The organism is Nocardia farcinica (assembly GCF_029867845.1).
In the GTDB taxonomy this organism is placed as follows: domain Bacteria; phylum Actinomycetota; class Actinomycetes; order Mycobacteriales; family Mycobacteriaceae; genus Nocardia; species Nocardia farcinica_A.
In genome coordinates, this window is record NZ_JARWRU010000878.1 from 1 (window position 1) to 2,727 (window position 2,727).

General features: G+C 71.1%; 3 protein-coding genes. All 3 read right to left on the minus strand.

The genetic code is table 11. The features are described 5' to 3' along the window. Positions 1-112: 112 nt before the first annotated feature. Positions 113-1,714, minus strand: a complete 1,602-nt coding sequence (locus tag QH283_RS19190; RefSeq protein ID WP_280504368.1) for a Na+/H+ antiporter subunit D — start codon at positions 1,712-1,714, stop codon at positions 113-115. Further along, positions 1,711-2,091, minus strand: coding sequence for a Na(+)/H(+) antiporter subunit C (locus QH283_RS19195; RefSeq protein WP_280504369.1), 381 nt, complete (start codon positions 2,089-2,091; stop codon positions 1,711-1,713). The genes QH283_RS19190 and QH283_RS19195 overlap by 4 nt, the downstream gene beginning before the upstream one ends. Then, positions 2,088-2,727 (minus strand): MnhB domain-containing protein (locus QH283_RS19200; protein ID WP_280504370.1); only part of this gene is annotated, 640 nt, incomplete at its 5' end. The genes QH283_RS19200 and QH283_RS19195, both read right to left, overlap by 4 nt.

Consider the following 2,727-nt stretch of genomic DNA (forward strand, 5'->3'; position numbering starts at 1 on the left):
GTGTAGACCAGGGCGAGCCACAGCAGCACGCCGACGCGGACCATGCGCTCGCGGGTGATCCGCCACCAGGGGGCCGAGGGCTGGTCGGCGGAGGTCATGGCGTCGACTTCGGTCATCGGTACTCCTGCGGGCTGCCGAGCACGGCGCCGGTGTAGACCGCCGGATCGCGCAGTTCCTCGGCGGCCCGGTCGGCGATGTCGAGGATGGGACCGGCCAGCACCGTCATGGCCAGGCCGACGGCGATCAGGCCCGCGGTGGACACCAGCATCAGCGCGGGCATCCGGCCGGGGTCGACGCGCTCGTCGTAGAGCACGTCGGTGGAGTCCTCCACCAGCGTCGGCGGGCGGGCGGCGGCGAGGTGGCCCTCGGGCGCCTCGGCGCGGGGCCGCCAGAACGCCTTGGCCCACACCAGGGCAACCACGTACAGGGTCAGCAGGCTGGTGACGACCGATCCGGCGACCAGCACCCAGGCCAGCACGCTGCCGTCGTCGGTGCCCGCCTGCAACAGCGCGGCCTTGCCGATGAAACCGGAGAACGGCGGGATGCCGCCGAGGTTCAGCGCGGGCACCAGGTACAGCAGTCCGAGCACCGGGCTGGCCGCCGCCAGGCCGCCGAGCCTGCGTAGCGAGGTGGAACCCGCCTGTCGCTCGATCAGACCGGCCACCAGGAACAGCGCGGTCTGCACGAGGATGTGGTGGGCCACGTAGTACACCGCGCCGGACATGCCGGCCTCGCTGGACAGCGCGACACCGAAGATCATGTAGCCGATGTGGCTGACCAGGGTGAACGACAGCACGCGGCGGATGTCGTTCTGGGCGATGGCGCCGAGGATGCCGACCAGCATGGTGAGCAGGCCGCAGACCATCAGGATGTCGTCGAAGGCGCCGTCGGGGAAGAACAGGCTGTTGGTGCGGATGATCGCGTAGACACCGACCTTGGTCAGCAAGCCCGCGAAGACCGCGGTGACCGGCGCGGGCGCGCTCGGGTAGGAGTCGGGCAGCCAGTTCGACAGCGGGAACATGGCGGCCTTGATGGCGAAGGCGACCAGCAGCACCGCGTAGGCGCCGGTGCGCACGCCCTCGGGCACCGTCTCCAGGCGCACCGCCAGCTGGGCCAGATTGACCGTGCCGGTGATCGCGTAGACCAGCGCGATGCCGATGAGGAAGATCAGCGACGACAGCATCGACACCATGACGTAGGCGATGCCCGCGCGGATGCGCTCGGTGGTCGCGCCGACGGTGAGCAGCACGAACGAGGCGGCCAGCAGGATCTCGAAGCCGACGAACAGATTGAACAGGTCGCCCGCGAGGAAGGCCACCGCGATGCCCGCGGTGAGGACCAGGTAGCTCGGTCGGTAGATCGAGGTCGGCTGCCGGTCGTCGCCGTCGCGGATGTTCTGGCCCGCACCGTAGATGGCCACGGCGAGCAGCACGATCGAGGAGACCAGCAGCATGCCCGAGGAGAGGCGGTCCACCACCAGGGTGATGCCGATCGGGGTGTCCCAGCCGCCCACCTGCAGGGCGGTGGTGCCGTCGCGGTCGGCCAGGAACAGCAGCATGCCCGCGATGACCACGATGGCGGCCAGGGCCACGATCATGACGGTGCCCTGCACGCGCGGGCTGCGGCCGAAGATCAGGCACAGTGCGGCGGCCAGCATCGGCACCAGCACCGGCAGCGGCGCCAGGACGGTGATGAGGTCGGCGGAGAGGGTCACTGGTCGGGCTCCTCACCGTCACGACGCGCGGCGATCTCCGCGTCGTCCTGGTCGGTCTGCACGTCGTCGGTGGTGGTCAGCTGGTACGAGCGGTAGGCGAGGGCGAGCACGAAGGCGGCCAGGCCCATGGTGATGACGATGGCGGTGAGCACCATCGCCTGGGCCAGCGGGTCGGCCATCTCGTCGGTCTCGGCGCCGGAACCGAGGAAGGGCGCCGCGCCGCTCGGCCCGCCCGAGGTGAGGATGAGCAGGTTGACGGCATTGCCGACCAAAATCATCCCCAGCAGCATGCGCGAGACCGCGCGTTCCAGGATCAGGTACACCCCGCACGCGGTGAGCACGCCGATGATGATCAGGAGCGTGAGATTGGCACTCATCGGTGGGCGCCCTCCGTGTCGCTGTCGGTGCCGGCGACTCCGTTGTCCGCGCGACCGTTGGCTGTGCCGTTCTCGGTTGTGCTGTTCCCGGCGGTGCCGTTCTCGATTGTGCCCTTCTCGGTCGTGCCGTGCTCGGCGGTGCTGTTGCCAGGGGTGCCGTTGTCCGTCGTGCCCTTCTCCTCGGCGCCCGTGCCGTTCGCCGCGCCCTCGGTGCGGCGGCCGGTGCCGTTGGCGATCACACCGGTGGCGGCGGCCGCGGCGACAGTGGCGGCGACGGTCGCGGTCGTCTTGCGCGGGCTGGTGGAGGACAGGTCGGGCAGTTCCAGGTCGAGGCGGGCGCCGAGGCTGCGCAGCACGTCGAGGACGAGGCCGACCACGATCAGATAGACACCGAGGTCGAAGAACAGCGCGGTGACCAGTTTGATGGTGCCGAGCACCGGTAGCGTGACCTCGACGATCGCCGAGGTCAGCGGCGGCGCGCCGAGCAGCAGCGAGCCCACCGCGGTGCCCGCGGCCAGGGTCAGGCCCGCGCCGAGCAGGTGGCCCGCGTCGACCCGCCGCGCCGCGCCGCGCGCGTAGCGGCCGCCCCCGCGATAGCGCAGCGTGCGCGCGCCGGCCGCGGGCCGGCCCCCCGCG

What these genes read in the sequence shown, in the direction of transcription:
- QH283_RS19195 (WP_280504369.1), bottom strand. Translation starts at nt 2,091, where the DNA reads ATGAGTGCCAATCTCACGCTCCTGATCATCATCGGCGTGCTCACCGCG.